At 60.9% G+C, this 22,522-nt stretch carries 20 protein-coding genes and 1 pseudogene; 10 read left to right on the forward strand and 11 right to left on the reverse strand.

The window, feature by feature from the left end; genetic code table 11:
- Positions 1–3: 3 nt before the first annotated feature.
- From ACNAZS_RS00555 to ACNAZS_RS00575, 5 genes are all read left to right on the forward strand, one after another.
- Positions 4–1,830: an AMP-dependent synthetase/ligase gene (locus ACNAZS_RS00555; RefSeq protein WP_415785089.1), complete on the forward strand. Its 1,827-nt coding sequence runs from the start codon at positions 4–6 to the stop codon at positions 1,828–1,830.
- A complete protein-coding gene (locus ACNAZS_RS00560) occupies positions 1,827–2,450 on the forward strand; it encodes a TetR/AcrR family transcriptional regulator (protein WP_415785091.1) in 624 nt (207 codons plus the stop codon). Before ACNAZS_RS00555 ends, ACNAZS_RS00560 begins: the two co-directional genes overlap by 4 nt.
- A gap of 4 nt (positions 2,451–2,454) precedes the next feature.
- Positions 2,455–3,243 (forward strand): enoyl-CoA hydratase-related protein, encoded by a 789-nt coding sequence (locus ACNAZS_RS00565; RefSeq protein ID WP_415785093.1) that lies wholly within the window; start codon positions 2,455–2,457, stop codon positions 3,241–3,243.
- A gap of 346 nt (positions 3,244–3,589) precedes the next feature.
- A complete protein-coding gene (locus tag ACNAZS_RS00570; RefSeq protein ID WP_415785095.1) occupies positions 3,590–4,573 on the forward strand; it encodes a Bug family tripartite tricarboxylate transporter substrate binding protein in 984 nt (327 codons plus the stop codon).
- Complete coding sequence (locus ACNAZS_RS00575; RefSeq protein ID WP_415785097.1) at positions 4,531–5,727, forward strand: NADH:flavin oxidoreductase/NADH oxidase; 1,197 nt, start codon at positions 4,531–4,533, stop codon at positions 5,725–5,727. The genes ACNAZS_RS00570 and ACNAZS_RS00575 overlap by 43 nt, the downstream gene beginning before the upstream one ends.
- A 10-nt stretch (positions 5,728–5,737) precedes the next feature.
- On the opposite strand, the gene ACNAZS_RS00580 is transcribed toward ACNAZS_RS00575, so the two are convergent.
- A complete protein-coding gene (locus ACNAZS_RS00580) occupies positions 5,738–6,682 on the reverse strand; it encodes a LysR family transcriptional regulator (RefSeq protein WP_415785099.1) in 945 nt (314 codons plus the stop codon).
- A 144-nt stretch (positions 6,683–6,826) separates the two neighbouring features.
- On the opposite strand from ACNAZS_RS00580, the gene ACNAZS_RS00585 reads away from it, so the two are divergent.
- Together ACNAZS_RS00585 and ACNAZS_RS00590 are read left to right on the forward strand one after the other, a co-directional pair.
- A complete protein-coding gene (locus tag ACNAZS_RS00585) occupies positions 6,827–8,947 on the forward strand; it encodes a hydantoinase/oxoprolinase family protein (RefSeq protein WP_415785101.1) in 2,121 nt (706 codons plus the stop codon).
- Positions 8,944–10,512, forward strand: coding sequence for a hydantoinase B/oxoprolinase family protein (locus tag ACNAZS_RS00590; RefSeq protein WP_415785103.1), 1,569 nt, complete (start codon positions 8,944–8,946; stop codon positions 10,510–10,512). Before ACNAZS_RS00585 ends, ACNAZS_RS00590 begins: the two co-directional genes overlap by 4 nt.
- Positions 10,513–10,627: 115 nt before the next feature.
- Here the strand turns inward: ACNAZS_RS00590 and ACNAZS_RS00595 are convergent, their stop codons facing one another.
- From ACNAZS_RS00595 to ACNAZS_RS00630, 8 genes are all read right to left on the reverse strand, one after another.
- Positions 10,628–11,860, reverse strand: coding sequence for an alpha/beta fold hydrolase (locus tag ACNAZS_RS00595; RefSeq protein ID WP_415785105.1), 1,233 nt, complete (start codon positions 11,858–11,860; stop codon positions 10,628–10,630).
- Entirely contained in the window at positions 11,805–12,548 is a 744-nt protein-coding gene (locus ACNAZS_RS00600; RefSeq protein WP_415785107.1) for a GntR family transcriptional regulator, read from the reverse strand. Before ACNAZS_RS00600 ends, ACNAZS_RS00595 begins: the two co-directional genes overlap by 56 nt.
- Positions 12,549–12,667: 119 nt before the next feature.
- Positions 12,668–13,381, reverse strand: coding sequence for an ABC transporter ATP-binding protein (locus tag ACNAZS_RS00605; protein ID WP_415785109.1), 714 nt, complete (start codon positions 13,379–13,381; stop codon positions 12,668–12,670).
- Complete coding sequence (locus ACNAZS_RS00610; protein WP_415785111.1) at positions 13,378–14,118, reverse strand: ABC transporter ATP-binding protein; 741 nt, start codon at positions 14,116–14,118, stop codon at positions 13,378–13,380. The genes ACNAZS_RS00605 and ACNAZS_RS00610 overlap by 4 nt, the downstream gene beginning before the upstream one ends.
- Positions 14,111–15,085: a branched-chain amino acid ABC transporter permease gene (locus ACNAZS_RS00615; RefSeq protein WP_415785113.1), complete on the reverse strand. Its 975-nt coding sequence runs from the start codon at positions 15,083–15,085 to the stop codon at positions 14,111–14,113. Before ACNAZS_RS00615 ends, ACNAZS_RS00610 begins: the two co-directional genes overlap by 8 nt.
- Entirely contained in the window at positions 15,082–15,945 is an 864-nt protein-coding gene (locus tag ACNAZS_RS00620; protein ID WP_415785115.1) for a branched-chain amino acid ABC transporter permease, read from the reverse strand. Before ACNAZS_RS00620 ends, ACNAZS_RS00615 begins: the two co-directional genes overlap by 4 nt.
- 31 nt (positions 15,946–15,976) lie before the next feature.
- Complete coding sequence (locus ACNAZS_RS00625) at positions 15,977–17,197, reverse strand: ABC transporter substrate-binding protein (RefSeq protein ID WP_415785117.1); 1,221 nt, start codon at positions 17,195–17,197, stop codon at positions 15,977–15,979.
- A gap of 234 nt (positions 17,198–17,431) precedes the next feature.
- Positions 17,432–18,271: a metallophosphoesterase gene (locus tag ACNAZS_RS00630; RefSeq protein WP_415785119.1), complete on the reverse strand. Its 840-nt coding sequence runs from the start codon at positions 18,269–18,271 to the stop codon at positions 17,432–17,434.
- Between the two features lie 411 nt (positions 18,272–18,682).
- Between ACNAZS_RS00630 and ACNAZS_RS00635 the strand changes: the two genes are divergently transcribed.
- Positions 18,683–19,369, forward strand: coding sequence for a dienelactone hydrolase family protein (locus tag ACNAZS_RS00635; RefSeq protein WP_415786989.1), 687 nt, complete (start codon positions 18,683–18,685; stop codon positions 19,367–19,369).
- Positions 19,370–19,446: 77 nt separating this feature from the next.
- Here the strand turns inward: ACNAZS_RS00635 and ACNAZS_RS00640 are convergent.
- A pseudogene (locus tag ACNAZS_RS00640) lies at positions 19,447–19,632 on the reverse strand (arsenical resistance protein ArsH); the annotation flags it as partial.
- Between the two features lie 9 nt (positions 19,633–19,641).
- On the reverse strand, positions 19,642–20,352 hold the full coding sequence (locus tag ACNAZS_RS00645; protein ID WP_415785121.1) for a GntR family transcriptional regulator: 711 nt from the start codon (positions 20,350–20,352) through the stop codon (positions 19,642–19,644).
- A gap of 249 nt (positions 20,353–20,601) precedes the next feature.
- Here ACNAZS_RS00645 and ACNAZS_RS00650 point away from each other — a divergent pair, with 249 nt between their 5' ends.
- Entirely contained in the window at positions 20,602–21,144 is a 543-nt protein-coding gene (locus ACNAZS_RS00650) for a TRAP transporter small permease (protein WP_415785123.1), read from the forward strand.
- A complete protein-coding gene (locus tag ACNAZS_RS00655; RefSeq protein ID WP_415785125.1) occupies positions 21,141–22,430 on the forward strand; it encodes a TRAP transporter large permease in 1,290 nt (429 codons plus the stop codon). The genes ACNAZS_RS00650 and ACNAZS_RS00655 overlap by 4 nt, the downstream gene beginning before the upstream one ends.
- Positions 22,431–22,522: the final 92 nt, after the last annotated feature.

The raw sequence follows: 22,522 nt of genomic DNA on the forward strand, positions 1-22,522 counted from the left end.
AGCATGAATATGCGCGCTTATACGCCAGAGCTACCGGAACTGACGCTACCGCAGATGCTGCGCGAGCAGGCGTCCAGGATGCCCGACCGCATCGCCATTCGACAAAAGGATTTCGGCATTTGGCGACCTTATTGCTGGCGTGATTACTGGCAAAGGGCGTGTCACGTAGGCATGGGGCTGCGCGCGCTGGGTGTTTCGCCAGGCGGCCACGTGGGAGTGCTGTCCGAGAACCGCATTGAATGGGTGTTGAGCCAGATGGGGGCCGGTGTGGTTGGCGCAGTGACCGTGGGTTTGTATCCCACGAGCCCCTCGGCCGAAATCGGCTATGTGATGAACCACGCCGATATCGAGCTGGTCGTGTGCGAAGACCAGGAGCAGCTCGAAAAGGTGCTGGAGGTACGCGATGCGTTGCCGCGCCTGCGTAGCATTGTCGTGATGGAAACCAAGGGCCTGAGCAGTTATACGGACCAAGTGCGTCAACTCATCCATACATTCGAGGAGTTAGAGCGACTAGGTACCGAGCGGCATGCCAGCGAACCAGATGTCGTCGGAGAGGTGCTTGCCGTTCAGCGTCTCAGTGATGTCGGCCTCATGATCTACACGTCCGGCTCAACGGGCAAGCCCAAAGGGGCGATGATTTCCTATCGCAATATGCGTGCCGTGGCGCCGGGCATCATGGAAAGGCTAGGTCTGGACGCCAGCGATTCCCATCTTTCGTACTTGCCGCTCTGTCACGTCGCTGAGCAAATGTTGACGACGTTCGTGCCCATTTATTCTGGCGCGATGGTCAATTTTGGCGAGTCCATCCGCACAGTGCAGGAAGACCTGCGCGAGGTGGGCCCCACGTTGTTCCTGGGCGTGCCACGCATATGGGAAAAGCTGCACGCCGCCATCACGATAAAAATGCAGGAAGCACGCCCCTGGGCGCAAGCCCTGTACCATCGCGCCATGCGTGCCTGCACGCCTTTTGCCCTCAAGTCAGCGTCACAGCGCACACTTGGCGAGAAACTCACCTATCTGTTTTGGTATTGGTTGGTACTGCGCGCGTTGTTGAATTTCATTGGATTGCGGCGTGCCAAGATTGCCTTGACCGGCGCTGCGCCTATCTCGACCACCATCGTGCATTATTTTCGTACCATGGGCTTGCCGTTGGTCGAGGTATACGGTCTGACCGAGAGTACCGGGATGATATTGGGCCAGCATCCCGACCGTATTCTTTCTGGCACGGTGGGTGAACCCATACTGGGCGTCGAGTATCGCCAGGGCGAGCACGACGAGCTTTGGGTGCGCGGCGATATGGTGTTCGAGGGCTACTACAAGGCGCCGGAACAGACAGAGGGAGTCCTTGACGGAGGATGGCTCAAGACGGGCGACGTTATAGCCGAGGAGGGCGGCATGTTGCGCATCGTCGATAGACTGAAAGACATCATGATCACCGCGGGCGGTAAAAACCTGACGCCCTCAGAAATCGAAAACAAGGTCAAGGCCAGCCCTTACGTCAAGGAATGCATCGTGATCGGCGATGGGCGTAAGTACGTCTCGGCACTGATACAGATCGAATTCGACACCGTTGCCAAGTGGGCGGAATCCCAAGGCATTGCCTTCACCCATTTCCGTTCTCTGGCCGAGCATGCGTCTGTGCGCGAACTGATAGAACGAGAGGTCGCTATGGCCAACCGGCAATTGGCCGACGTCTCGCATATCCGGCGCTTTCATGTATTGACCAAAGAGCTCGACCACGATGATGGCGAGGTGACGGCAACCATGAAAGTGCGGCGCGCCAGTATTTACAAGAGCTATGCCGAACAGATAGAGGCGCTGTACACGTGAAGCCTGCAACGTCTTCGCATTCGTCTATCTCCACCGCCGGCGACGGCCGTCGCGAAGCGGTGATCCTGACCGCCGCGCGATTGTTTCGGCACAACGGCTATGAACGTACCACAGTGCGCGAACTGGCCGACGCCGTGGGTTTGCAATCAGGTAGCCTGTTTCATTATTTCCGCACCAAAGAAGACATTCTGGTGGCGGTCATGGCTAATGGCATTCAGTCGGTCATCGATGAAGGGCAGGAAATTATGGCGCGCCATGAACAGCCGGCCAAGCGCCTGGAGCGGCTCTTCCGATTGCATATGGCCAGTCTGATCAGCGGCGTAGGTGGCGATGCCATGCATGCCATGATCTACGAATGGCGCAGCCTGTCGCCCCAGGGGCGCGCGCAGGTCCAGGAACTGAGCACGGCCTACGAGAAGCTGTGGCATCGCGCCATTGACGATGCCGTAACCTGCGGACTGGTGCAGGGCGATGCGGCCATTATTCGCAAGCACGTTCTGGGCGGCATGAACTTTACCGTGCGTTGGTATCAACCCGGCGGCCGACTGAGCGCCGACGAAGTCATCGAGCAGATGCTGCGCGCCGCCTTGCCGGGGCTGGCGCAACACCTTGGAATATAGCCTTATGACACAACCTGATTCCACATCCCCCTTGCAATTGAGCATCGCCCAAGCTGTGGCGTGCATCCGCTTTAATCGGCCCGACGCGCTTAACGCCGTCAACATCGATATGGCACGGGCATTTCTGGATGCGGTCACGACGATTGCGGCAACACCCGAAGTCAGGGCCGTGTTGCTGTGCGGCCAGGGCAGGGCCTTCATGGCCGGTGGCGACGTGGCGGAGCTAAGCCAGGGTGCCGCCACAGCCGCGCGGATTATCGAGCCGCTGCACGCAGGGCTCCTGATCATGACGGCGCTGCCTGTACCCGTGGTGGCGAGCGTGCGCGGAGCGGTCGCGGGCGCCGGCCTGAGCATGATGCTGGCCGCCGATTTAGCCATTGCCGCCGACGATAGTACCTTCAATATGGCGTACGCCAAGCTAGGCGCTAGCCCCGACGCATCGGGGTCGTGGCATTTGCCTCGCGTTGTCGGTTTGCGTAAAGCCATGGAGATCGCGTTGCTGTCGGAGTCGCTTGACGCAACCGAAGCCTTGCGTTTATCTGTGGTTAACCGTGTGGTGCCGGCTGCCGATCTGGACGCTGAAACCGATCAATTGATACGGCGTCTGGCCGATGGTCCGACCGCGTCGTTCGGTCGCATAAAAAGCCTGCTCCGGGCCGCCGAGACGCGCGATCTGGCGACGCAGCTGGATGCCGAGCGCGCGGCGTTCGAGGCGTGCGCGGCGACCGAGGATTTTCACGAAGGCGTGACGGCGTTTCTCCAGAAGCGCCGGCCCTCATATCACGGCCGTTAATACGCCAACGGATCAGGCGGCAGCGGGAAGGCCATTTGTCATTTCGACAGGGGCTTGGCAACGGTTGGGGCTGAATCGATTGTTGCCTGGCAAATAAGACATGTGTGCAAGCGTGCCACCCGTTGGTGCATGATGTCGCGTTGTCGCCCGAAATGAGATCAAACCCGCGCTTTTTCCGCCCCATCATGAAGCACTGGCGTAGTACACGGCTCGATTATTAGCGGGCGCAAATCAAATCATTAGGATTTTTCATTTGTTGGATCTTTTGGCTGACCGTCATAGTAACGACACATAGTGGCGGGGCATTGTCCCTTCGTCGTTCGTTCACGCACTTGATGGCGGTTACATGCATCCGACTTTTCGCCGATTTCTCGTCGCTGTCGCCTGTACGCTGGGCGCGGTGAGTACCGTCCCAGCCAAGGCCGCGGACGCTTATCCCACACGCCCCATCCGGATGGTGATCCCTTGGTCGGTAGGTGGATCCACCGATATATTGGGCCGAATCCTGGCCGAGAGCATGGGGCGTCGACTGGGCACGTCCATCGTGGTGGAGAACAAGCCCGGCGCCACCGGCACCATCGGCTATGCACAGGTGGCCCGTGCCGATCCCGACGGCTATACGCTGCTGCTGGGCACCAACAGCACATTCGCTATCGCCCCCCATTTCTATAGCAATCTGACCTACAACGTGGACACCGACTTCGTCCCGATCGGGATGATCGGCGGGAACCAGCAGGTGCTGTGCGCTGCCCCCGCCCTGGGAGTCGATACGATGGCGCAGTTGCTGACCCGCGCTAAGCAAAAGCCTGGCGAGATCACCTACGCGTCTTCCGGCGTGGGTGGATCCAGCCACCTAGCCACCGAACTGCTGATGTCGATCACCGGCATCAACATGCTGCACGTGCCGTACCGGGGCGGTGCGCCCGCGGTGCAGGCCATTCTGGGTGCCCAGACGCAAGTGGGCTTTGTGGATATCAGCGTGGCCGAGCCCCTGATCCGAGGCGGTAAGCTGAAAGCGCTGGGAACCAGTGGCACGGCGCGCGCGCCGTCGCTGCCCGATGTCCCTACGCTGGCCGAGGCCGGTGTGACGGGCTTCGATTCCCTGACCACGTTTGGCTTGTTCGCGCCGGCCGGTACACCCAAGTCGACGGTTGACCGCCTGAACCAGGTGCTCAATGCCGCACTGCAGGATCCCGCAGTCGTGGAGAAACTGGGTGCCATGGGTTACGAACTGAGCGGTGGTACACCCGATACTTACAAGGCTTATGCAGACGCGGAGACAAAAAAATGGGGCACACTGATCGAGCAGCGCAACATCAAGTTGCCATGAGCGACGAGGGGGGTGAAAAACCCTTGCTGCTGTCGCCAACGACATTGCGCGGATTGCGCTTGCGCAACCGGATTGTGGTTTCGCCCATGTGCCAGTATGCGTCACAGGATGGTGCGCCCAGCGACTGGCACCTGGTGCACCTGGGCAAATTCGCCCTGGGCGGGGCCGGTCTGGTGTTCGGTGAGGAAACAGCGGTGCAAGCCAGCGGACGCAAAACCTACGGCTGCGCGGGTATCTACACTCATGCACACGTTGCCGCGTATCGTCGCATCACCGATTTTATTCATGCGAGCGGCGCGGCTGCTGGCATCCAATTGGGTCATTCCGGCCGCAAGGCATCGTGCGGCCCGCCCTGGACCAACTTCAAGCCGCTGACCGAGGCCGACGCCCTGGAAGGCCGGCCCCCGTGGCGCGGGGTTTCAGCCAGTGAACTGGCAGCCAAGCCGGGCGCCCTGACGCCCGTGGCGCTGGACGAGTCGCAGATCCGCGTCATGATCCAGACTTGGCGCACCGCGGCTTTGCGTAGCCTGGACGCCGGTTTTGACGTCTGCGAGATTCACGGCGCGCACGGCTACTTGATCCATCAATTCCTGTCACCGTTGGCCAACTTGCGCACGGATGCCTGGGGCGGCGACCTGAATGGGCGCATGCGGCTCGCGCTGGAAATTACCGAGGCCATCCGCGACGTTTGGCCGCAAGACAAACCCGTGTTCTTCCGCGTGTCGGCGGTCGACGGCGATGGCGGTGTGTGGAATATGGATGACACAGTGGTGCTGGCTCGCGCCCTGGGCGAACGAGGCGTCGACGTTGTGACCTGTTCGTCCGGTGGCATCAACGGGCCGTTGAACATGGCCGTGGTGCCGCGCGTGCCCGGTTACCAGGTGCCATATGCAGAGCGGGTGCGCAAGGAAGCCGGCGTGGCCGCCTGTGCGGTGGGCCTCATCACCGAGCCGGCGCAAGCCGAACGCATCTTGCAGGACGGTCAGGCCGATCTGATCGCCTTGGCGCGCGAACTCATGGTGGAACCGAACTGGCCCGTGCGGGCTGGGCGTGAATTGGGGTTGGACAAGTACCTGGACCTGCTGCCCGCGGACTACGCGTGGTGGCTCAACCGTCGCGAGGATATCCGTGCGTTGAGTGTGGCAACGGCCTGATCGCGTCGTGTCAGGCGAGCGGCTCGACCAATTCCACACCTTGCGGCAGCGACGCGGCATGCAGGGTGTCAAGCAGCGCCTGCAATAGGGCCTGCGCGGTACGCGACATGGAACGCAGACTGCGTGTCACCAGACACAGCTCGCGGTACAGCACGGGTTCGGCCAGGGGCTGAAAGGGCAGCGTTTCCAACTGATGCGTCTTGGCGGTGAGCGTGGGTAGGACGCACAGGCGCTGGCCCAGTTGCAACATGGGATGCAGGGTGGCGGAACTGGACACCTCTTCGCGGTATTGCGTCAGTTGGTATTCCTGCAACGTGCGCCGGTGCATGCTGCCAACCAGCGTGTCGGAGGCCAGACCGACCAGGTCGTCCCGATGCGCGGACACCTGCGACCAGTGCAGCGGTCCTCGGAGCGCAGCCAGCGGATGGTCCTTGCTGCATACCACGCCATAGCGGTCTTTCAAGAGCGGGGTGTAGGTCAGCTCGGCGTAATCGGCCAGACGGCTCGTGATGGCGAAATCGACCTCGCCGTCGCGCACGCGCCGTTCGATCTCGGCCGATCCCGCCTCGCGTACCGACAGCGTGACGTTGGGGTAGTTTGCCTGAAAGCGCGGCAATGCGGGGATCAGCAGCCAGGCCACGATGGACGGCGCGGCGGCAATGCGCAGGTGACCATGCTGTTGCAGTGCCACGGCCTTCAGATCGCTCACGATGGCATCGAACTGCAGCAGCAGCGCCGCGGCCTGCTGGTGCAAATGGCGCGCGGTGGGCGTCAGGCTCACGCTACGCGTCGTGCGCTCGAAGAGCTTGACGCCCACGTCTTCTTCAAGCTGGCGAATGGTTGCGCTTAGCGACGATTGCGTCAGGAATAGGCGCTCGGCGGCGCGAGTGAATGACTCGGTATCGGCAACAGCGACAAAGCTGCGCAAGTGACGCAACGTAATGATGGTGGACATGGCGTGAGCTCCGGCAGCGACCGCGCAGCGCCAAGAATATATTGGTGCTACGAATGAATCAACCGGAATGTTTCATTTGTAGTGGTTAATAGACTTTTCTATCATTTTCTACATCCTCATCACCCAGAAAAAGCGAGCGGGATCTTGAAAAACACCTCTGAAACACAGCCATCCTCGGGGCTGCGCATCGCGGTCGATATTGGCGGCACGTTCACCGATGGCGTGGCTACGCGCCAGGCCGACGGCCGCATCTGGGTCGGCAAGGCGCTGACCACGCCCGACGATCCGGGCCGTGCGGTCTCCACCGTTGCCGAGGACCTGCTGCGCCAGGTGCGCGAAAGCGGCCAGGGCGCCTTGGGGCTGGACGAAGTGGTGCACGGCACCACGTTGGTCACCAACACGCTGATCGAACGCAAGGGCGTGCACACGGCCTTGGTGACGACCGAGGGCATGCGCGACGTACTCGACATCGGTCGTGAATGGCGCTACGACCTATACGACCTGGAACTGGCGTTGCCGCAGCCGTTGATCGCGGCGAAAGACCGCGTGGAGCTGCGCGAGCGTCTGGGCGCTAGCGGCCAGGTGCTCACGCCACTGGAGGCGGACGCGCTGGCCGGTGTGGCCGACGCCTTGCGCGCGCTTGGTGTGCGCTCCGTCGCGGTGTCGTTGCTGCACTCCTACGTCAACGATGCGCACGAGCGCGCTGTGAGCGCCTACCTGGGCGAAGCGTTGCCGGGCGTGGAGATATCGCTGTCCGCGGATCTGGCGCGCGAGGTCAAGGAGTTCGAACGCACCTCCACCGTGGCGGCCAACGCCTACGTCAAGCCCATCGTGGCCGACTATCTGCGTCAGTTGGAGTCGCGCATCGCGTCGCTGGGCGCGGACATTCCCTTGCGCGTCATGGTGTCGAGCGGCGGCTTCACCTCCGCGTCGGCCGCTGCGCATACGCCGATCTTCCTACTGGAGTCGGGTCCGGCCGCCGGCGTGCTGTCGGCGCTTAACACCGCGCGGGCCCAAGGCCTGACGCGCGTGCTGGCCTTCGACATGGGCGGCACCACCGCGAAAGCCTGTGTGGTGGCAGATGGCGAGCCGCCGGTGGCTTACAGCTTCGAGTGCGCTCGCGTGCACCGATTCAAGCGCGGCTCGGGGTTGCCCATTCTGATTCCCAGCATCGACCTGATCGAGATCGGCGCAGGTGGCGGTTCCATCGCCCATGTCAGCCGCTTGGGGCTGCTGAATATCGGCCCGGAGTCTGCCGGGTCCGTGCCGGGGCCGGCCTGCTATGGCACGGGCGGCACCGAGGTGACAGTAACGGACGCGGATCTGGTGCTGGGTTACCTGAATCCCGACAATTTCCTGGGCGGCGAGATGCGCTTGCAAAAGGAGGCCGCCATGGCCGGCCTGCAACGCCTGGCTGACCAACTGGGCATGGCCGCGCTGGATGTGGCCTGGGGCATTCACGACATGGTCAACGAGAACATGGCCAGCGCGGCGCGTATTCACATCGCGGAAAAAGGCCATGACCCACGCGACTTCACGTTTGTTGCGACCGGCGGCGCCGGACCCGTGCACGCGGCGGAAGTGGCACGAAAGCTGCGTATCCCTCGTCTGCTGACGTCCATCGCCGCGGGTGCTGGTTCCTGCCTGGGCATGCTGGCCGCGCCAGCGCGCGCCGACCGTTCCTGGTCGCAGCCGGCGCTGCTGGACGAAGTGCAATGGAACGAGGTGAACGCGCGTTTCGCCGCGCTGCGCACCGAGGCCCAGGCCGAACTGGACGCGGCGGGTGCGTCGCAGACGGCGCTGGAATGGGTGATCGGCGCCGAGATGCGGTACGACGGCCAGGGCGAGAACGTGCCTGTTTCCGTACCGATGCAGGTTTTCGGGACCGACGCACAATCCCTGATGCTGGACGCTTTCGAGGCTCGCTACCGCGAACTCTACGGCCATCTGGTGCCGGGCGCGCGTCCTCAGGTGTTGACCTGGCGGTTGACCGGTAGGTCCGTGAGCGAGGCGCACGGTTTCAACTGGGGCGAATCCCGCGAAAAGGCGGTCACCGCAGCGAGCCAGCGCGACATTTATCTGCCGCTCAAGCGTGCCTTTGGCCCGGTCAATGTCTACGAGCGCTACAGCTTGCCGGCCGGCACGCGGCTGCAAGGCCCGCTGGTGCTGGAAGAGCGCGAGTCAACACTGGTCGTGCCCGTGGCGGCCGACGTAGAGATACTGCCCGACCTGACGGTCTCCGTGACGATCAAGGAATTCGAATGACGCAAGCTTGCACTTCCCCCGCCGCCAAGTCCGTGGCCTGCCGTTTTGACCCCATTGAGCTGGAGATCCTCTGGCGGCGGTTGATCAGCATTGTCGACGAAGCCTCCACGGCATTCGTGCGCACCTGCTTCTCGACCTTGGTGCGCGACGCCAATGACTTCGCCGTGGTGCTGACGGATGCGCAAGGCCGCTCGCTAGCGCAGTCCACCATGAGCATCCCGTCGTTCATCGGCAGTCTGCCGGCCACTGTGAAGCACTTCCTGAAAAAATTCCCAGCTGACACGCTGCGCCCAGGCGACGTGCTGGTCACCAACGACCCCTGGATGGGCACGGGCCACATCCACGATGTCAACACCGTCATGCCGTTGTTCTTTCGGGGCAAGCTGGTCGCGTTCGCCGCGCTCGTGTCACATCTGCCGGACATAGGCGGGCGGCTGCGCAGCAATGCCAACCGGGAAATCTATGAAGAGGGGCTGCAGATCCCGATGCTCAAGCTGTTGGACGCGGGGCGAATCAATGAAACGCTGGTCGACATGATTCGCCAGAACATCCGCGTACCGGAGCAAGGCCTGGGTGATATCTGGGCGCAGGTCAGCGCATGCCGCATGATGGAAGAGCGCTTGGGGCCGCTGTTGGAGTCGGTCGATCTGGACGCGCTGGGCGCAGCCATTCGTCACCGCTCCGAAGCCGCTATGCGTCAGGCTATCTCCGGACTACCCGACGGCGTGTACGAATCGGAGGTCTACCACGATGGCTTCGAGGAGCCCATCCGCATCTGCTGCAAGCTGATCGTCAAGGGCGATGCGATCGCTATCGACTACGCCGGCTCCAGCCCGCAGCAACCGCGGGCGGTAAACGTGGTGCCGATCTACGCCTTCGCCTACTCAGCCTATCCGATCAAGGCCTTGCTGTGCCCGGATGTGCCGAACAACGAGGGCGGTTTTCTGCCGATCACCACAGACGCGCCACTGGGCTCGATCCTGAACCCGACGTATCCGGCGGCCTCGGGGGGCCGGGGTGCTATCGGGCATATGTTGTCGCCCGCCATTTTCATGGCCCTGTCCAAAGTGCTGCCCGACCGTGTCTGGGCCAGCGGCTCAGCCAATTCGTCGGTGACCATGTTCGGCCGCTATCGCGATCGTCCCTTCAACGTGGTGAATTTCATTAATGGCGGGCAGGGCGCGACCGCCAGGCGCAATGGTTTTTCGGCCTTGTCTTTTCCGGCCAACCTCGGCAACACGCCCGTCGAGATGATGGAGGCGCTAGCGCCGATTCTGGTGCATCGACGCGAGATCCGGCGCGGCAGCGGCGGCGCGGGCCGTCAGCGTGGCGGCGAGGGTCTGACCTTCGAGTTCGAGATCACGCAAGAAGCCTCGAGCGTGGCGACCTCATTTCTGATGACGCGGCTGAAGTTTCCTCCGCCAGGCCTGAATGGAGGGCAGGACGGCGCGCGAGGAAAACTGCTGATCAACGGCGAGCCCAGCGATCCTACCGAGCAACGCATTCTGAAACCGGGCGACCGGATCGTGATGGAGAGCGCGGGCGGCGGCGGCTATGGCCGGTGACGTCATCGACGGGCGGTAGTCCAGAGGGATTGAACAGCGAGCCATCAATGTTCGGCAGATCGACCTGACAGTCAGACAGGGCCGTCCCGCCTATGGGCCACGATACCCAACGTCTCTAACCCGTCGACCGGGCAGCGAGAATGAGATCGAGCTCGGGCTTCAAGTAGTGCATCAGGCGTTGCGGATTTTCAACCATGGGAAAGTGGCCCAGATCGGGCATGGTAGTGAAACGGGCGCCGGGAATCATCGCGGCGACGCGACGTGAATCTTCCGGGCTAGCCGAATAGTCGTACGCGCCCGTCAGCAGCGACACGCCGAACGTGCTGGTGTCCAAGCCGCTCAGGTGTTTGCCTGCGTCGAAGTCTTCGCTATAGAACCAGAGATCATTGGCATACACGTTGAATCCGCCTTGCGCGTAGATCCAGGCCGCCTCGCGGCGTGCTTGTAGCATGGACGACGGACCCATCAGCCCACGCACGTAAGCGGGGTTGTGAGCAGCCTGGTTGACCTGGGGATGGCACAGCATCGGGGTGCGTCGGCCGGTCGCCTTGAAAGGTGCCTCCAGTGCTACGACACCGGTCACGTCCGCGGGGTGGGTGGTGGCGATGACCAACGCCATCGCCGCGCCCATTGAGCAGCCCAGCAGAGCGGTGGGCGCGCCCACCACTTGGTGTATGACTGCGAGGCAAGTCTGCAGATAGGTGTCGCGGGTCAGCCCGGTTTCGGTCCAGGCCTGGCCGGGTAATGGCATGCTGCGGCCGTGGGCGGGCATGTCGAAGGCGATCATGCGCCATCGGCGGCGCAGGTCCGGGTCCGCCATCAGCGCGTGATACTGGCGGGAATCGGCGCCCGCGGTGTGCAGCATTAAAAGCGGCGGACCGTCGGCAAGGCCGCTGGTCTCGTAGTACAGAGAGGCCTGCGTCGTTCCGAGATCCAACGTGGCGTATTGGCCGGTAATCGCACTGCGGTCGAGCAAGGCGGGCGCGGCGTCGACTTGCCCGCGCAAGAGCTCAAATAGCCGTTCCAGGGCGTGTAGGGCCTGGGCGATGGACAAGGCGTCGCCCTTGACCTGCAAGCCTTGCGCATAGCGGTGTGCCGCAGTGAATGAGTGGTAGCCGACAGGAGGATTCGGATCCAGTAGCTTGCGCCATGTGTCAGGGGAGGCCATGATGACGATACGTTGCGAGGGCGCCGCGGGTTGGCCGACCCACGCACTGACTTTCTCGTTTGGGTCGGTGCCAACCTGCAGCCAAATGGCGCACGGCAGGCCTCTGGCCGCGGATTTGAATTCGCTATCCTGGTGCGCCAGGGTCACGCCGGCTTTCAGTTCCTGCACGATCGTGTTCACTTGTGGAGGTCTCCTCTTGTTGGCGTCTGAGCACATCGAGGGCGGTGCGTTGCGCGTTGACGATGTGACTCTGGGCAGCCGCTTGGGCGCCTTGTGGGTCCCGATTCAGGATGCGTTCGAAGATGTGATCGATCTCGGCCATACTTTCGGGCAGCCGCTCAGGCCGCGCAAAAGAGGTGGCGCGCAGCAAGTTGATGCGCGACAGCAGGCCGGGCAACATATCTTTGACCAGGTCGTTTTCGCAGCCCGATAACAGTACATCGTAGAAGTCGCGCTTGGCTGCGAGCAGGGCGGATTTATTGCTGCCCTTGGCCTGGCGGTTCAGGGCTTGAACGGCCTTTCGAAGCCGTTCGACGTCCGAGTCGCTGGCCAGCCGAGCGAATTCATGCGCGGCGAAACCTTCGAGCAGCGCACGCAGGGCGTACAGGTCGCGCGCCGCTTTCTCCGTGATGCGCACGACCGTCGGTCCACGGTGTGGTTCGATGGAGATCAGCCGTTCGGCTTCCAGTGTGCGCAGCGCCTCGCGCAACGTGCTGCGGCTGATGTTCAGTTGATCGCAGAGTTCAATTTCACGCAGGCGTTCACCGCCTTTGATACGGCCGTCCATGATGGACGCGCGCAGGAACTCCTCGACGCGAGTGCGCAACGTGGAAGGTTTCTCGAAGATTGCGCCGGTGCGGCTGGGCATGATGGGTGTTTCTCGCTTAGCTTGGCGGCGGGCTCAAACAGCCGTTCAGGCTTCTGCTTGGCCAGTGCAAACCGCCGGTTCAACGTAAAGACGCAATATATCTCGCCGGCGGATCATGTTCACAATCCCAGGTAAGCGGCACGCACTCGGCTGTCTTCCAGCAACTCGCCGCTGGGGCCCGACAGCACCATCGAACCAGACTGCAGCACATAAGCGTGTTCGGCTACCGATAGCGCCAGCCGTGTATTTTGCTCCACCAGCAATATCGTCAGCCCACTGCGATGGATGTCGATCATGGCCTGGTGCATTTCTTCGACCACCATGGGCGCCAAGCCGTGGCTGGGTTCATCCAGCAACAGCAGCCTGGGCTTGAGCATCAGTGCGCGACCAAAGGCCACCATTTGTTGTTCACCGCCAGACAGCGTGCCCGCTTGCTGCCGGCGGCGTTCCAGCAGTCGGGGAAACAGGGCATAGACCTGATCGAGGCCGTGCTTGAGGGCCGCGGCGTCCCGACGGCGGGTGTATCCGCCAATGGTGAGATTCTCCTCAACGGTCATCTCGGGGAAAACATGGCGGCCTTCTGGCACGTGGGCGATTCCCAGCTCTGGAATCCGGTGCGGCGGCAGACGCAGAATGTCCTGGCCATCGAAGACGATATTGCCGTCGACCTTGTCCAGCAGGCCCGATATACAGCGCAACAGCGTGCTCTTGCCCGCAGTGTTGGCGCCGACGACAGTGACGAAGCCGCCTTCTGGCACCTCTAGCGATACGTCATGAAGTACCGGGCTGCGGTCATAAGAAGCCGTCAACGCCCGAATCTGCAACAGACTCATGTCGTGGCCTCCGCCTGCTCCATCGATTTGCCGAGGTAGACCTCGATCACCGTGGGGTTCGCAGCGATTTCGGCGGGGCTGCCTTCGGCGATTTTCTGGCCGAATGAGAGCACCAGGATGCGATTGCACAGCCGCATGATGGCACGCATGTGATGCTCCACTACGATGAACGTGATGTCCGACTCATCGCGCAGCGCGCGGATCAGGTCTAGCAGCGCATCCATTTCGGATTCGTTCAGCGCTGCCATCACTTCGTCCAGCAGAAACACTTTAGGGTCGGTACATAGCGCGCGTGCCAACTCCACTCGCGCCTGCTCGGGAAACGATAGTTCGCCGGCCGGTTTGGCCGCGATGGCGGACAGGCCGACGCGATCCAGGTTGTCGCGGGCGATCTGACGGGCGCGCGACACATTATGGCGCAGCAGGCCGCCGACCAGCACGTTGTCCAGTACGGTCATTTCGGGAAACAGCGCCACGTTCTGGAAGGTCTTTGTCATGCCCAGTGCCGCGATCTGATGGGGCCGCAGCCCTCTGACGTCGCGGCCTTCGAGTTCGATGCTTCCGCCTTGGCTGGTATACAGGCCCACCAGCAGGTTGAACAGCGTCGTCTTGCCCGCGCCGTTGGGACCGATCAATCCCAGGATGTCGCCCCGAGCCACACTGAACGACACGTTGTCTACGGCCTTCAAGCCGCCGAAACGGCGTTGGATATTCGATACCGTCAGGATGTCAGGCATGCTGGCCCCGCGTCAGGTTGCGCAGCCGTGTCCACAGTGCCGACAGGCCACGTGGCTCGATCAGAATGATGGCGATCAGGATCAGGCCAAATGCCAGTTGGGACACGCCCGCCGTATGGCCCGATAGCAAGTCGTTAAACGCCTCTTCCAACAGAATGATGACCAGTGCACCGATCAACGGACCCGCCACCGTACCCACGCCGCCAATGATGCAAATCAGCGCCACGCGCACCGATATGCCCACCAGCGAGAACACCGTGTCCGGATCAAAGAAGTAGATGAACTGCGCATACAGCGTGCCGCAGGCGCCCATCAGCGCGGCTGAGATCACCGCGGCCAGGATGCGCGTTTGCGCGGTGTTCACGCCGATGACTTCCGCCGCTTGCGGGTTGGCTTTTACGGCACGTAGCCGGTAGCCCAGGCGCGAATGGCTGATCAGCGCGAACACGACCGATGTGACCAGCGCGGCGCCCAGCATCAGGTAGTAATACGGGATGCTGGACTTGAACTGCATCTGTGCAAAGCCTTCCGAGAACGGGATGGACAGGCCGACCGGCCCACCCGTGACCGACGCCCAGGTGTTAGCAATGGCGCGCAGCACTTCGCCGAACGCCAGCGTGGCAAGGGCGAAGTAATGCCCGCGCAGTCGCATGGTGGGCAGGCTGAGCAGCGCGCCCGCCACGGCCGCCACCGCCATCGCGGCCACGATACCCAGCCACGGCGAAATACCGTAGCGCATCAGCAGCAGGGTAGAGGTATAGGCGCCCAGCCCAAAAAAAGCAGCATGACCGAGCGAGATCTGATTAGCCAAACCACCGACGATGTTCCAGGACTGGCCCATCGCTGCGAACAACAGCACCAGCGTCAGGACACGGATGCCATAGCCTTGATCTTCCAGCATCCAAGGCGCGGCCAAGGCGATCATCAGCAGTATTACCCACGGAAGAGATTGCCGAGCCCACGTCATGATGCTGCCCTTTTCAAGAGACCTTCCGGGCGCACTGCCAGGACAAGAATAAAGATGACGAATAGGACCAGGTTCTGAAGTTGCATGGGCAGCACCAGCGAGGACAGCGACTGGATCACGCCGACAGCCACGCCGCCCACGACCGCGCCCATCACGCTACCCAGTCCGCCCAGCACCACTGCCGTGAACATCAACACACTGAATTGCGCACCGACGGTGGTCGATGCGGTGAGATAGGGCAAGATGATGCCACCGCCCAACGCGGTCAGACCGACACCCAGCCCGAAGGCTAGTTGGTGCACGCGATGAGTCGAGATACCCGATAGCCGGGCGGCCATCGGGTCTTGCGCGGTGGCTCGCACCGCCATGCCCCACCAGGTTTTCTTCAGTACCCACCACAGCGTCAGTCCAGCCACCGCCGCCACCACGAATGCCAGTAAATACGGCGCGCTCAACAAGAGTGGACCGACCTGGAAAGCCATCATCTGATAGGGCGTTTGCACCGAGCGGAACTCCGATCCGAATAGAATCAGCGCCAGGTTCTCCATGACGATGAGCAGCCCCACCGTCAGGAAAATTTGCGCCACCGCTGGCGCCTTCAGCACCCGATTGATCAGGAATTTCTGCGTCAGCACCCCAAGCACGAAGGCCACGGCGAACGACAGTAACGACCCCAGCAACGGGTCCAGCCCCAGCAATTTCCAAGCGAAGTACGCCACGAACATGCCCACCATCAGGAATTCGGCCTGGGCGAAATTGATAATGGAGATCACCCCGAAGACGAGCGTCAGCCCGATCGAAATGACCGCGTAAACTCCGCCCAGCAAAATGCCGTCCACCAGTGCCTGCAAGAATTGCATCACAGTCCTCCGTATCGCACGCGTGGCACGCTCAGCTAGCGGTGATGACGGGGCCCTTGGCCAGCGCCTTCGGCCACACCGAGACCAGTTCGTTGTTCTGCCACTGGACCATGATGGGCTGAGCCAAAGTGTTCAGGCCACTGGCGTCGAAATGCACGCCGCCGCCGGACATCACACTAGACCAGCCCTGGTCGTACTTCTGCGCGCGTAGCGCCGTGGTTACCGCCTCGGGTTTATCCGATGCTGCGACTTCAAGGGCCTGGGCCAGCACGCCCAGGCAGACGGCGTGCTCTAGCGCCTCGTGCGGCATGAAGGTGCCAAAACGTTTGCGGTAGCGTTCGGTATATTCCGGCGCCTGGTCGTAATTGGCCGGCGCGATTGACAGCACGGCTTCGGCATACTGGCCCAGTGCCTTGGCAAAGTCGGGAATCACATAGCCCGCCGCGCCGCCCACCACGGGTACGGTCAACTTCTGCTGACGCATCACACGGATAATCAGCAAGCTGTCGTTCAGATACGAGATCGGGAATACGATCTGCGCGTCCGAGCCGCGTAGCTTGCTGATCAGCGGCGTGACGTCGGTGATACCCAGCGGATAAGCTTCATCCAGCACGATCTGGGCCCCCGCGGCCTTGGCGGCGTTGCGCACACCCACGGCCTGCGAGGTCCCGTAGGCCGTATCCTCGTACAGCAGCGCTATCTTCTTGATGTCAGATGCGCCCGCCACGACCGAGGCCGCGTAGTTGTATTGCGCCTTGCCCAGCACGGAGCCCTTGGACACCACCTGGAAGATATGTTTGAAGCCACGTTCGGTCAGCACGTCCGAGAACGACATGGTAAGCAAGGGGATGCCGCGGCGTTCGGTCACCTCAGAGACAGCGAGCGTCAGCGACGACGCATAAGCCCCGATGATGGCCACGCAGCGATTTTGCGTAATCAGTCGTTGTGCCACCGTGGCAGCCGTCGTCGGTTGCGAGGTGGCGTCCGCGATGATCAGCTTGAGTTTGGCGCCGCCCAGCGACTTGATGCCCCCCGCAGCGTTGATCTCGTCGGCGGCCAATTCCAGCCCCTGGCGCGAATTGATGCCGAATTGCGCATTGGCGCCAGACAGCGGCAAGATAACGCCGACATTGAGCTCCGCCGGGGCGGCGAGTACGCGAGCGGGTAGGGAAGCCGCCAGCGCGACTGTGCCCAGTCCCGCAACAAATTCCCGACGCCCGTGGCGTACGACCTGTTTGGATTGTTTTTCCATGCTTGTCTCCTGGCTTTTGTGGGTGTGGGCGCACGGCAGCCAGCCCGGCGCTTTGCGGCATTATTGTGCTCAAGTTTTTAATCCGTCAAGCATATTGTCTGACAAACAGATTGTTGGCGATTCGCAAGCTACCACTCGACAATCGGACGAACGACAGCCAGCGGCTTAGGCGCCTTCAAAGTGGTCAGTCAAGTGCTGGAACACGAGGGTTACGTACTGGAAGAAGAGGGGCCTTCAAGAAGCCACTTCCACCACGAATCCTTCGCGGAAGGTTTCTTGCTCGCCTTTGCTGTCGTACCCCAGTGGGTTCGCGACGATCCTGCATGCAAAATCCTGCCCTTGCGCGACGCCGTGCACCGTATAGTCGTTGATGCAATGCAGATGACCGTGCATCCACACCTGCGCGTGGGGTAGCAAATCGTCCAGGTCATTGCAGAAGCCCGCCGTTCCTGGCGTCAGCCCATAGCGGGGATCGGCGCTTCGCAGCGTTGGCGCGAAATGCGTCACAGCGACGGTTGTCCCATCAAAGGGTGTGGCCAGCGCATCACGCAACCATTCCTGACATTCCTGAAACAGGTCCCGAATGGTTTGGGCGAGCATCGGCTCGCCTTGACGGAGGGTGGTGTTCTTGCGCAGGTAGAAGTTGGCAGCTCGATAGGCCTTATCCCTTTGCCGCATCTGCTTCGTGAGATTGGGCTCAATCCGGGCAAGTGCTTCGAAGTCACTCCACAACGTGGTGCCAACAAACCGAACCGTACCCAACGTGACGGTCTGCCGTTCCAACCACGTGATCCCCAGGCGGGCACACACATCCTGCAACCGCCGGTACGCCACCTCGTACTCCAATGAGTCAAATTCATGATTGCCGGGAACATAAAGGACCGTTGGCCAGGGAGCGCCGGGTTTCAGCGGTGAAAACCGCGCGAGGCCGAAGTCGTCATCGACCAGCCTTGAGCCGGATTGGTATGAGCCGATGTCTCCTGCCAGGACCAGTACATCCACATTGCTTGCGGCTCTGGGTTGGAAGTCAGGGTGTTGCTCAAGATGAAGATCGGAAAGGAGCTGTATGCGCATGGAGTCTACATAGAAGAGCAGGGCAGGCGTACGCCCATCCCGCTACCACCGGCAATGACAAGGGCAACTTTATCTGCTGTCATGGTGACTCCGTTCAACTTCGTGTGGCGTTGATCCTAGACTAAAAACGGATATCGTTGTGGGAAGGCGTGCGGATTGACATGGTTTCCTATGCTTGAACGTCACGCGGATTGCCGTCAAGCGTTCCTGATGTGCCAGGTGCAAGAAGGGCTGCCGCACCAGGAGACCGCGTCGCGCCTGGGCATCTCGCGCACGATATGATGGGATACTGATTATGCTGTGGTTGGCCCCCTGGGCACTGGCTTGTCATACGCGCAGTGCCGCTGTTATGCGTATCCGTTTGGGGTGAGCCGACATCGAATTTCTCAAGAGGAGTCATTGATGGGAACTATGATCGAATTCAAACGTCCAGACGGGCAAACGCTTCAGGGCTACCTGGCCGAACCCGCCGCAGGGCCAAGTACGGCCGCAATCGTCGTGATCCAGGAATGGTGGGGGCTGAACGGGCAAATCCGTGGTGTCGCGGATCGTCTTGCGCAAGCGGGCTACCTTGTCCTGGTGCCGGACCTTTACCGGGGACAGTCGACTGTCGAACAAGAAGAGGCGAGCCACCTCATGAACGGACTCGATTTCGCTGACGCATCCAACGAGGACATCCGTGGAGCCATTCAATTCTTGAAGTCACGCTCGGCGAAGGTTGGCTGCGTCGGATTCTGCATGGGCGGAGCGCTGACGCTGCTGACCGCGGCAAACAACCCGGATCTGGACGCCGCCGTCACGTTCTATGGGTTTCCGCCTCTGGACTACCTCGACGTGGCGAACATCGCGACGCCGCTGCAAGGCCACTGGGCGACGCAGGATCCGCATTTTGACATCAACGTTGTCGATGAATTAGAAAAGCGTCTCGTTGATGCAGGTACGGCATTCAAGTTCTATCGGTACCTCGCGCTGCATGGATTTGCCAACGAGGACGCGACCGGGCCAAATCGTTTGCCGACCACGCAATACGATCCGATATGGGCACAGCAGGCTTGGGACCGCACGTTGACATTCTTTGGTCGGCATCTCGTGGCCTGATGCCGAATCCGCGATCAGCATCGTTGACCCATTGTCGATCAACTGCGTGCGTTGCCGTATCGCTATAAATCGAGTGCTCAGATGGATTGTTGATTCAGTCGCTTTGAGAGCTCATTGGGGGTTCCGTTACGCTCGCTATAACGGTCCAACAAATACGGCTCGATATTGCGTGTGAGCAAGGTGAACTTCATCAATTCCTCCACGACCTCGACGATCCGGTCATAGTACGGGGACGGCTTCATCCGCCCGGTGTCATCGAACTCTTTATGACATTACCGAGTATCGGTAAAGTTCAATAGCCGCTGCGGATTATCGGGATCTAGATGCTCCCAATACGAGCCTTCCTTGCGGGCGATATGACTCACCAGCACGCGTGTCGCTTTACTCAGATCACGTTCCCGAATGGCATTGGCGATCTCGATGTGTTCGCGTTTCGATTTTTTCATGTGATGGGGATCTCGCCCCAAACGATTGCGCAATGCGGCCATCTTGGCACTAATGAGTGCATAGGCGCTGGTGATATAGGGATTGTTTGCCGCCGCGATAATCGTCTCGTGGAACTCTGTGTCGAGCGCCAGATAGTCCTGCACGCGATTCTCCGAATGGGCCGTCTCCATCTTTTTCACGATAGTGGCCAGGCTGGCTGCCAATCCCGATTGCGGATCGTCCAACGCCAATTGAATCGCAGCCGGCTCCAACGCGAAACGTAGTTCACAAAGCTGCTCCAACTCTCCTGGTTGCAGCTCAAAAACGTAAGTCCCCGACTGGGGTTGAACCGTGACCAGGCCTTCCTTTCTGAGCAAGGCAATCGCTTCTCGCACGGGGGTAGTGGAAACCCCTAGTTCATTGGCCAGGGCATTTTCCGACAGCCGTTCGCCCGGTAGCACGCGCCCCTCGACGATCATCCCGCGAATCGCACGTATGACTTCATCGACGAGCAGCTTGGGACGCGCGATACGGTTGACGCCTTTTGCGTTCTGCATAGTTGTTTTCATCCTCGACGACGAATGCTCCGTTGATCCCATCGCACACCCTTTACAACGCCGGCCAAAATGCTATTCTAATCTCATTGATGCCTAAGGTAGCAGTTTGGCATCAGGAGAGGAAGACATTTCCCGTAAGGGAAAACATTAAAAAATCAAGACGGTATAGGCGGCTATCGGCGCAATGCCTGGTTTGGCACTGCATAGTGGTCGTCCCGACGATAAGGTCCGTCTGGAGGAGACACTTGCATGCTTGCGCGAATCGATAGCGCTTTAATCTGGCTGAATAAATTCATCCTTGGCACGCTAGTGCTAGGGATGACTCTGCTGGTGTTTGCCAACGTGGTGCTACGTTACTTGGGCGGCTCTTCGCTGTCCTGGGTCGAAGAGCTCACTCGCTACATGATGATCTGGTGCGTGTATCTGGGAGCCGGCTTAGCGTTACGCAACGGCTCTCATGTCGCGGTCGAGCTCTTGCAGGACGCACTGCCCAAGCGCGCAATGCACGCGCTACGGGTTGCCGTAGCAATGGCCATTTTGGCGTTTCTGTTGACCATCGCCTGGTACGGATTCGCGTACTCAAGCAGGACCATGATGCAATCCTCAGCCGTCATGAGTCTGCCACTGGGCCTGGTTTATCTCGCTGTGCCGGTGGGCTGTGTGCTGTCGACCGTGCACCTGTTGTTCGGATTTCGCCGCTACGTCACCCGTCAGTTTGATTCGGAGACCCCAGACGAGACGGTAGACGGCCCCGTGCCGCTGATGACCGCGCCAGAAGGTGGTCGGCCATGACTGCAATACTGGTATTGGTCTTTGCTGCCACGCTCGTGGCCGGCGTGCCGGTGGCCATGTCGATGGGTGGGGCAGGGCTCGCCGCCCTGCTATGGGGCGGCACGACGTCTCCCATGTTGGTTGCACAGCGACTGTTCAGCGGTCTGGACAGCTTTCCCATGATGGCCATTCCGTTTTTTATCTTGGCTGCGGAATTGATGACAGGCGGGCGCCTGACCGATCTGCTGGTCAAGTTCGCCTGCCAATTGATTGGTAACGTACGTGGCGGGCTAGGCTACGCCAACGTCGGCATGGCGATTTTCATGGCGGGTCTCAGCGGGTCGGCGCTGGCCGACGCTGCCGGCCCCGGGTCCGTCGTGATTCGGATGATGCGACAAGCAGGCTATCCACTGAGCTACGCAGCCGGGTTGACCGCGGCTGGCGCCATCATCGCACCCATCATTCCACCATCTATCATCATGGTGATTTATGCGTTGACGGATAACAGCGTCAGCGTCATGGGCTTGTTCATGGCCGGCATCGTGCCGGGGATAATGCTCGGCGCGTCGTTGCTCATTCTGAATTGGTGGATCGCCAAGCGCGAAAACTTCACCTTCCCGCTGCCGCGTCCCTCGTGGGGAATCTTTCTGTTGTCATCATGGAAAGTACTCCCAGCCGCGCTGATGCCGATCATTATTCTCGGCGGCATCCATGGCGGCCTGTTTACCCCTACCGAGGCCGCCGCCGTGGCTGCTGTGTATGCGTTCATCGTGGGGCGCTTCATTATCGGCACGCTAACAGTGAAACAGATTCCACGGATCCTCGTGACAACGGCGTTGATGTCCTCGGTTGTCTTGCTTGTCATCTCGATGGCGACCGTGTTTGCCTACATGCTGACCGTGCTGCAGATTCCACAGTCGGTGAGCCAGGCGATTGTGGGCTTGGGCCTGCCACCTTTGGGTTTGCTGATCGCAGTGTCATTGTTCTTGCTCGCCTGCGGCTTGTTCCTCGATACGCTACCCGCAGTCATTATTCTGGTACCGATCTTGGCGCCCGTCGCCCAGGCCGCTGGCATCGATCCACTGCATTTCGCCATGGTCGTCATTCTGAATCTAACGATAGGGATGATCACGCCGCCAGTAGGGGGCGTGCTGTTCGTCGTCTCGGTCATTACGAAGCTGCCATTGTTCACACTGGCGCGCGCCATCATGCCCATGTTGATCGTGGAGCTGATCGTTTTCGCATTAATTGTTCTATTCCCAGGGCTGAGCACTTGGTTGCCTAATCTTGCCGGATACACCCACTGACTTCGCGCACAAATGAAGGACAAAAAATGGAGAAGAGACATATGTTCGGAAAGTTTCTACTGGCTGCGTCGACCGTTCTCTCGCTAGGCAGC

Source organism: Bordetella tumulicola, assembly GCF_965138755.1.
GTDB classification, from domain to species: domain Bacteria; phylum Pseudomonadota; class Gammaproteobacteria; order Burkholderiales; family Burkholderiaceae_B; genus Bordetella_A; species Bordetella_A tumulicola.

Excerpts from the sequence above, each read along its gene's own strand:
- ACNAZS_RS00555 (WP_415785089.1), top strand. The coding sequence starts at position 4 with ATGAATATGCGCGCTTATACGCCAGAGCTACCGGAACTGACGCTACCG.
- ACNAZS_RS00565 (WP_415785093.1), top strand. The coding sequence starts at position 2,455 with ATGACACAACCTGATTCCACATCCCCCTTGCAATTGAGCATCGCCCAA.
- ACNAZS_RS00570 (WP_415785095.1), top strand. The coding sequence starts at position 3,590 with ATGCATCCGACTTTTCGCCGATTTCTCGTCGCTGTCGCCTGTACGCTG.
- ACNAZS_RS00575 (WP_415785097.1), top strand. The coding sequence starts at position 4,531 with ATGGGGCACACTGATCGAGCAGCGCAACATCAAGTTGCCATGAGCGAC.
- ACNAZS_RS00580 (WP_415785099.1), bottom strand. The coding sequence starts at position 6,682 with ATGTCCACCATCATTACGTTGCGTCACTTGCGCAGCTTTGTCGCTGTT.
- ACNAZS_RS00590 (WP_415785103.1), top strand. The coding sequence starts at position 8,944 with ATGACGCAAGCTTGCACTTCCCCCGCCGCCAAGTCCGTGGCCTGCCGT.
- ACNAZS_RS00600 (WP_415785107.1), bottom strand. The coding sequence starts at position 12,548 with ATGCCCAGCCGCACCGGCGCAATCTTCGAGAAACCTTCCACGTTGCGC.
- ACNAZS_RS00605 (WP_415785109.1), bottom strand. The coding sequence starts at position 13,381 with ATGAGTCTGTTGCAGATTCGGGCGTTGACGGCTTCTTATGACCGCAGC.
- ACNAZS_RS00610 (WP_415785111.1), bottom strand. The coding sequence starts at position 14,118 with ATGCCTGACATCCTGACGGTATCGAATATCCAACGCCGTTTCGGCGGC.
- ACNAZS_RS00615 (WP_415785113.1), bottom strand. The coding sequence starts at position 15,085 with ATGACGTGGGCTCGGCAATCTCTTCCGTGGGTAATACTGCTGATGATC.
- ACNAZS_RS00620 (WP_415785115.1), bottom strand. The coding sequence starts at position 15,945 with ATGCAATTCTTGCAGGCACTGGTGGACGGCATTTTGCTGGGCGGAGTT.
- ACNAZS_RS00625 (WP_415785117.1), bottom strand. The coding sequence starts at position 17,197 with ATGGAAAAACAATCCAAACAGGTCGTACGCCACGGGCGTCGGGAATTT.
- ACNAZS_RS00630 (WP_415785119.1), bottom strand. The coding sequence starts at position 18,271 with ATGCGCATACAGCTCCTTTCCGATCTTCATCTTGAGCAACACCCTGAC.
- ACNAZS_RS00635 (WP_415786989.1), top strand. The coding sequence starts at position 18,683 with ATGATCGAATTCAAACGTCCAGACGGGCAAACGCTTCAGGGCTACCTG.
- ACNAZS_RS00645 (WP_415785121.1), bottom strand. The coding sequence starts at position 20,352 with ATGCAGAACGCAAAAGGCGTCAACCGTATCGCGCGTCCCAAGCTGCTC.
- ACNAZS_RS00650 (WP_415785123.1), top strand. The coding sequence starts at position 20,602 with ATGCTTGCGCGAATCGATAGCGCTTTAATCTGGCTGAATAAATTCATC.
- ACNAZS_RS00655 (WP_415785125.1), top strand. The coding sequence starts at position 21,141 with ATGACTGCAATACTGGTATTGGTCTTTGCTGCCACGCTCGTGGCCGGC.